At 72.1% G+C, this 6422-nt stretch carries 5 protein-coding genes; 2 read left to right on the plus strand and 3 right to left on the minus strand.

Features of this window, described 5'->3' with window-relative positions:
* Positions 1–26: 26 nt before the first annotated feature.
* The 3 genes from V6U89_RS23970 to nrdR all read right to left on the minus strand — a co-directional run bounded on the left by V6U89_RS23970 (position 27) and on the right by nrdR (position 4580).
* Positions 27–962: a DUF2332 domain-containing protein gene (locus V6U89_RS23970; protein WP_334573646.1), complete on the minus strand. Its 936-nt coding sequence runs from the start codon at positions 960–962 to the stop codon at positions 27–29.
* Between the two features lie 176 nt (positions 963–1138).
* Positions 1139–4027, minus strand: coding sequence for a vitamin B12-dependent ribonucleotide reductase (locus V6U89_RS23975; protein ID WP_334573663.1), 2889 nt, complete (start codon positions 4025–4027; stop codon positions 1139–1141).
* Between the two features lie 64 nt (positions 4028–4091).
* Complete coding sequence (nrdR, locus tag V6U89_RS23980) at positions 4092–4580, minus strand: transcriptional regulator NrdR (protein ID WP_334573647.1); 489 nt, start codon at positions 4578–4580, stop codon at positions 4092–4094.
* A 578-nt stretch (positions 4581–5158) separates the two neighbouring features.
* Between nrdR and lexA the strand changes: the two genes are divergently transcribed.
* Together lexA and V6U89_RS23990 are read left to right on the plus strand one after the other, a co-directional pair.
* Positions 5159–5944 carry a transcriptional repressor LexA gene (gene lexA, locus V6U89_RS23985; RefSeq protein WP_334573648.1) on the plus strand — a complete coding sequence of 262 codons (786 nt, stop codon included), beginning with the start codon at positions 5159–5161 and terminating at the stop codon, positions 5942–5944.
* A 19-nt stretch (positions 5945–5963) separates the two neighbouring features.
* The coding region (locus tag V6U89_RS23990) for a hypothetical protein (protein WP_334573650.1) at positions 5964–6422 on the plus strand (459 nt) is incomplete at its 3' end.

Below are 6422 nucleotides of genomic sequence, written 5' to 3' on the forward strand. Positions count from 1 at the left end.
CGCGGCGGCAACCCGGAGAACCGGGGTCAGCCGAACCAGGTCATCGCCTGCCCGTGCGAGCGGGTCCAGGCGAGCGGCCGTCCGTCGAGCGCCAGCACGTTGTACAGCGCCTCGCCCGGCGACTCCGGCAGCCCGTCGTGGGTCAGCACCTCCGGGGCCTCGTTCGAGATCCAGTGTCCGGGCAGCCCGCGGACCACCTCGGCGAACGCCTCCCGCCGCGGAGCCGGCACCTGGTAGAGCACGGAGGTGTGGAACACCACCAGCGTCGCCCCGGCCGGCGCCCGCGCGGCCAGTGCCGGCAGTTCGTCCACCAGGTCGCCGCGGACCAGCAGCGGCGGCTCGGCCGCGGCGACGGCTGCCGCCGCCCGGAGCCGGGCGCGGCGGTGCTCGTGCTCCGGCCAGATGAGGGCGTCGAGCCAGTCGACGTCGGCGGGATCGGTCACGTCGAGCGGGTTCAGGTCCAGGCCGGCCCGCCACACCACCTCGGGTAGGCGGTTCGGCGGCGCCATCCCGGTGGCCGCGCACTCGCAGACCGGTTCGCCCGCGCCGAGCAGGTGCTCGCCGTAGCGGTAGGCGTACCGGTCGGGGTAGAGACAGAGCCCGGCGGACGCGCCGACCTCCAGCAGCGCGAGCGGCTGCGGCAACGCGGCGAGCACCGGCAGCAGTACGGCACAGCGCCCCGGCTCGTTCGTCTGGGTGGCCCGGGTGTGCAGCTCCGCCTCGACCGCCGACCAGTTCGCCACCATGAACTCGCGGAAGGCGGCCAGGCCCGCGACCGGCCCGCCGAGCCACCGCACGACGCCGAACAGCAGGTTCGGCTGCCGCTTGTCCGGCGGCAGCGTGCCGAGCAGAGCGAGCAGCTCCTCGTCGCGCGACACGGCGAGGGCCAGGCGCTCGTACCCGGGCGACACCCCGCGCGCCTCGCGCGTGGCGAATTCGGCGTAGCTCGCGGCGATGGTCATGTTCCGATGATCGCAGTGATCACCGGACCCGTTCCACCATGGCGCGGTGCCGATCGGTGTGCTGCCGACCGGTCCCGCACGATGCGCAATGCCCCCCGCACCGTAGCGGTGCGGGGGGCATTCCGATGGTCGGGCCGGCGGCAGGGTCGACCGACCCTGCCGCGATCCGGGTCAGGTCAGCTGCAGCCGCTGGTGGAGCCGCAGCCCTCGCAGACGTAGCAGCTACCGGCGGGGCGCATCTTGGTGCCGCAGGTGAAGCAGAGCGGCGCGTCGGCCGCCTTGCCGATCACGGCCTCCAGCAGCTCGGTGGAGGAGCCCACCGCCGGTGCCGGCTTGGCGGCGGCGACGTCGGCGACCTCCTGGGCCGGCTGGGCGACCGGACCGGTCTTCGTCTCCGGCGACTCCACCGGCGCGGAGGACGCCATGGCGGTGAGGTCGGTGCCGGCGCTCTCCGCCTCGGCCTCGGCCCGCAGCTGGGCGGCCCGCTCCTGGGCGGTGAAGATGCCCAGCTCCGCCCGGCGCTCGTACGGCAGGAAGTCCAGGGCCAGGCGACGGAAGATGTAGTCCATCACCGAGGCGGCCATCCGCACGTCCGGGTCGTCGGTCATGCCGGCCGGCTCGAAGCGCATGTTGGTGAACTTACTGACGAACGTCTCCAGCGGCACGCCGTACTGGAGGCCGATCGAGATGGCCACCGAGAAGGCGTCCATCACGCCGGCCAGGGTCGAGCCCTGCTTGGACATCTTGAGGAAGACCTCGCCGAGCCCGTCGTCCGGGTAGGACGACGCGGTGAGGTAGCCCTCGGCCCCGCCGACGGAGAAGCTGACCGTCTCCGACGGGCGCTTCTTCGGCAGCCGCTTGCGCACCGGCCGGTACTCGACGACCTTCTCGACCACCGGGGCGGCGGTCTCGACGGCGGCCGGGGCCGACTCGACGACCTTGTTCGGCTTGGCCACCGACAGCGGCTGGCCGACCTTGCAGTTGTCCCGGTAGATCGCCAGGGCCTTGAGGCCGAGCTTCCAGCCCTCGAAGTAGATCTTCTCGACGTCCTCGACGGTGGCCTGCTCCGGCATGTTGACCGTCTTGGAGATGGCGCCGGAGATGAACGGCTGGACCGCCGCCATCATCCGCACGTGCCCCATCGGGGCGATGGAACGCTCGCCCATCGCGCAGTCGAAGACCGGGTAGTGCTCCGGCTTGAGGCCGGGGGCGTCCACCACGTGGCCGTGGTCGGCGATGTGCTCGACGATCGCCTCGACCTGCTCCTCGGGGTAGCCGAGGCTGCGCAGCGCGCGCGGCACGGTCTGGTTGACGATCTGCATGGAGCCGCCGCCGACCAGCTTCTTGAACTTGACCAGCGCCAGGTCCGGCTCGACGCCGGTGGTGTCGCAGTCCATCATCAGGCCGATGGTGCCGGTGGGGGCGAGCACGCTGGCCTGCGAGTTGCGCCAGCCGAACTTGTCACCGACCTTGTTGCCCTCGGTCCACTGCTTGGTGGCCGCCCGCTGGATGGCGGTGGCGACCGTGCCGGCCGGCTTGATCGCGTCGTTGGCGGCGGCGTGCTTGCGCATGACCCGCTTGTGCGGCTCGGCGTTGCGGGCGTAGCCCTCGTACGGGCCGACGATGCCGGCCAGCTCGGCCGAGCGGCGGTACGCGGTGCCGGTCATCAGCGAGGTGATCGCCGCGGCGACCGAGCGGCCCTGCTCCGAGTCGTACGGCAGGCCCGACGCCATCAGCAGCGCGCCCAGGTTGGCGTACCCGATGCCGAGCTGCCGGTAGGCGCGGGTGGTCTCGCCGATCTTCTCGGTCGGGAAGTCGGCGAAGCAGATCGAGATGTCCATCGCGGTGATGACGAACTCGACCGAGCGGACGAACTTCTCCACCTCGAAGCCGCCGTCGGCGCGGAGGAACTTCATCAGGTTGAGCGAGGCCAGGTTGCACGAGGAGTTGTCCAGGTGCAGGTACTCCGAGCACGGGTTCGACGCGGTGATCCGCCCCGTCTCCGGGCAGGTGTGCCAGTCGTTGATGGTGTCGTCGTACTGCAGGCCGGGGTCGGCGCACTCCCAGGCGGCCTGGGAGATGGTGCGGAACAGCTTCTTGGCGTCGATCGTCTCGATGGTCTGCCCGTCGAGCCGGCCGCGCAGGTCGAAGCCGCCGCCGTTCTCCACCGCCGTCATGAACTCGTCGGAGACCCGGACCGAGTTGTTGGCGTTCTGGTACTGCACGCTGACGATGTCGGCGCCGCCCAGGTCCATGTCGAAGCCGGCGTCCCGCAGCGCGCGGATCTTGTCCTCCTCGCGCGCCTTGGTGACCACGAACTCCTCGATGTCCGGGTGGTCCACGTCGAGGATGACCATCTTGGCCGCGCGCCGGGTGGCGCCGCCGGACTTTATGGTCCCGGCGGAGGCGTCGGCGCCGCGCATGAAGCTGACCGGGCCGGAGGCGGTGCCGCCGGAGGAGAGCAGCTCGCGGGAGGAACGGATCCGGGACAGGTTGACGCCGGAGCCGGAGCCGCCCTTGAAGATCAGCCCCTCCTCCTTGTACCAGTCCAGGATGGAGTCCATCGAGTCGTCGACCGCGAGGATGAAGCAGGCGCTGACCTGCTGCGGCGACGGGGTGCCGACGTTGAACCAGACCGGCGAGTTGAAACTGAACACCTGGTGCAGCAGCATCCAGGTCAGCTCGTGCGCGAAGACCTCGGCGTCCGCCGCGGTGGCGAAGTAGCCGTGCTCCTCGCCGGCCTTGCGGTACGTGGTGACCACCCGGTCGATCAGCTGCTTGAGCGACCACTCGCGCTCCGGGGTCCCCACCGCGCCCCGGAAGTACTTGGTGGTCACGATGTTGGCCGCGTTGACGCTCCAGGACTCGGGGAACTCCACCCCGCGCTGCTCGAAGTTGATCGAGCCGTCCCGCCAGTTCGTCATCACGACGTCGCGGCGCTCCCACGCCACCTCGTCGTAGGGGTGCACACCCTCGGTCGTCCAGACCCGCTGCACCTTGAGCCCGGTTGCCGCGCCGTTCTTCGCTGCCCGCGACCGGCTGGCTGTCACGCCGTCCCCCGCCATCTCATCCGCCCCCTCGTCTGCGCGGTCACCCACCGCGCGTCGTCATCTGTCAGAAACTCGAAAATCAACTGGTCCGGCCGGCGGCCTCGACCGCGTCGGCGCGGGCGCGGGCGGCGCCCCGCAGCGTCTCGATCTCGCGCTCGAAGTCCGCCAGCGAGTCGAAGGACCGGTAGACGCTGGCGAAGCGGAGGTAGGCCACCTCGTCCAGGTCCCGCAGCGGGCCCAGGATCGCCAACCCCACCTCGTGGCTCGGGATCTCGGCGGCCCCCTTCGCCCGCACGGTCTCCTCGACCTTCTGCGCCAGCAGCGCGATCGAGTCCTCGTCGACCGGCCGGCCCTGGCACGCCTTGCGCACCCCGCCGATGATCTTCGTCCGGCTGAACGGCTCGGTCACCCCGCTGCGCTTGACCACCGCGAGCACGGCCTCCTCGACCGTGGTGAACCGCTTGCCGCACTCCGGGCAGGAGCGGCGACGACGGATCAGCTGCCCGTCGTCGGCCTCCCGCGAGTCGACCACCCGGGAGTCGGCGTGTCGGCAGTACGGACACCGCATAGCCTGACCTCCTTGATCGACCGTGGGCGCCCGCCGACCGTCTCCGGGCACGCGTCGGCCCGGCGGGGCCACCGTCGGTGGCCGTCGCCGTCGTCGACGGTACGGGAGTGCGGTCGGTAGTCGAACCCAACCTGTAGGCAACTTACGCCCGTGTGACTACTACATCTAGGGGTCGACCGTATGCCGCCGACGGGGTGTGGTCAAGTTGGCAGCGTGTCCGGCGCGTCACCTGGAAAACCGCCCGCGCGCCGCCCGCCGACATCCCCAACGGCACGGCACGCGGGAGGTTACCGCCCGTCCGGGCGGGACCCGGGAAACGGACGGCCATCGCGAAAGCACCTGGCGAGTCGAACAGGAGTTCGACGACGACGTACCATTTATCAGAACGTGCGTTCGAGTTTCCGGCAATACGGCGCCGACACGCCGACGGCAGGTCGTACAGATGTTTGAAAATGACCGATCCCACCTATACGGTCATGAACAACCGGGCGCGTCGCACGACGTCGGGCCCGGCCCCGCAACACCCCGCACGCACCACGAGCCGCCAAGGCACCCAGCGCCGACCAGGGAGGACGGACGTGACCGAGGACCGGGCCAGCCGGCCGAAGAACCCGCAGCAGATCGCCGAGGCGGGTCCGCCGGCCATTCGGCGCCCCCGCCCCGCCCGCAGCCGGACCGGGCAGCCGGCCGTGCGCGCGGTCACCCCGGTGGTCAGCAGCTTCCCCGACCCGGCCACGGTCGACCTCACCGCCCGGCAGCGCCGGATCCTGGAGTTCATCCGCAGCTGGGTCGAACGGCAGGGCTACCCGCCGAGCGTGCGCGAGATCGGCGAGGCGGTCGGCCTGGTCTCCCCGTCGAGCGTCGCCTACCAGCTCAAGGAGCTGGAGAAGAAGGGCTTCCTGCGCCGCGACCCCAACCGGCCGCGCGCGGTGGACGTCCGGGCCCCCAGCGACGCGGTCGACGACGAGCTGAGCCGCTCCCAGCGACCCACCCCGGCCTACGTGCCGATGCTGGGCCGGATCGCCGCCGGTGGTCCGATCCTGGCCGAGCAGGCGGTGGAGGACATCTTCCCCCTCCCCCGCGAGCTGGTCGGCGAGGGCGAGGTCTTCATGCTCCAGGTCAAGGGCGACTCGATGCTCGACGCGGCGATCTGCGACGGCGACTGGGTGGTGGTCCGGCAGCAGCCGACCGCCGACTCCGGTGAGATCGTGGCCGCCATGCTCGACGGCGAGGCGACCGTCAAGACCTACCGGCGGCGGGACGGGCACGTCTGGCTGATGCCGCAGAACCCGGCCTTCGACCCGATCGCCGGCGACGACGCCACCATCATGGGCCGGGTCGTCGCGGTGCTGCGCCGGATCTGACCCCACACGCACCCGACGGGTGGCCGCCCCCCAGGGGCAGCCACCCGTCGTCGCGTCCGGTCACCTGCCGGCGTGGCCGGCCGGTCACGTCAACGCGGTGCTGCTCAACTCAGTACCGTTCGCCCCGGCCGGGCGGCTGTCCGTACCCGTACTGGCCGCCCCGCCGGTCGTCGTACCCGTCCTCCGGGCGCGGGCCGGAGCGCGGGTCCCGGGGGTGCCGACGCGGGGGTTCGGCGCGTCCGCCACCGCCGTAGACGCCGCCACCTCGTGGGTCGCCGCCGCCGCGCGGTCGGCCGCCGTTCGGCGCGCCGCCGGGCGGGCCACCCGGGCCACCGCCACGCGGGCCGCCGCCGCCCTGGGGAGCACCCGTCGGGGCGCCACCGTAGACACCGCCGCCGGCCGGCCGACCGCCGCCGTAGACGCCGCCACCGGGGCGGCCGCCGCCCGGCCCCGCCGGACGCCCGCCGGCCGGCACGCC

This window comes from Micromonospora sp. CPCC 206171 (assembly GCF_036906755.1).
Taxonomy (GTDB): Bacteria; Actinomycetota; Actinomycetes; order Mycobacteriales; family Micromonosporaceae; genus Micromonospora; species Micromonospora purpureochromogenes.

What these genes read in the sequence shown, in the direction of transcription:
- V6U89_RS23970 (WP_334573646.1), bottom strand. Translation starts at nt 962, where the DNA reads ATGACCATCGCCGCGAGCTACGCCGAATTCGCCACGCGCGAGGCGCGC.
- V6U89_RS23975 (WP_334573663.1), bottom strand. Translation starts at nt 4,027, where the DNA reads ATGGCGGGGGACGGCGTGACAGCCAGCCGGTCGCGGGCAGCGAAGAAC.
- nrdR (WP_334573647.1), bottom strand. Translation starts at nt 4,580, where the DNA reads ATGCGGTGTCCGTACTGCCGACACGCCGACTCCCGGGTGGTCGACTCG.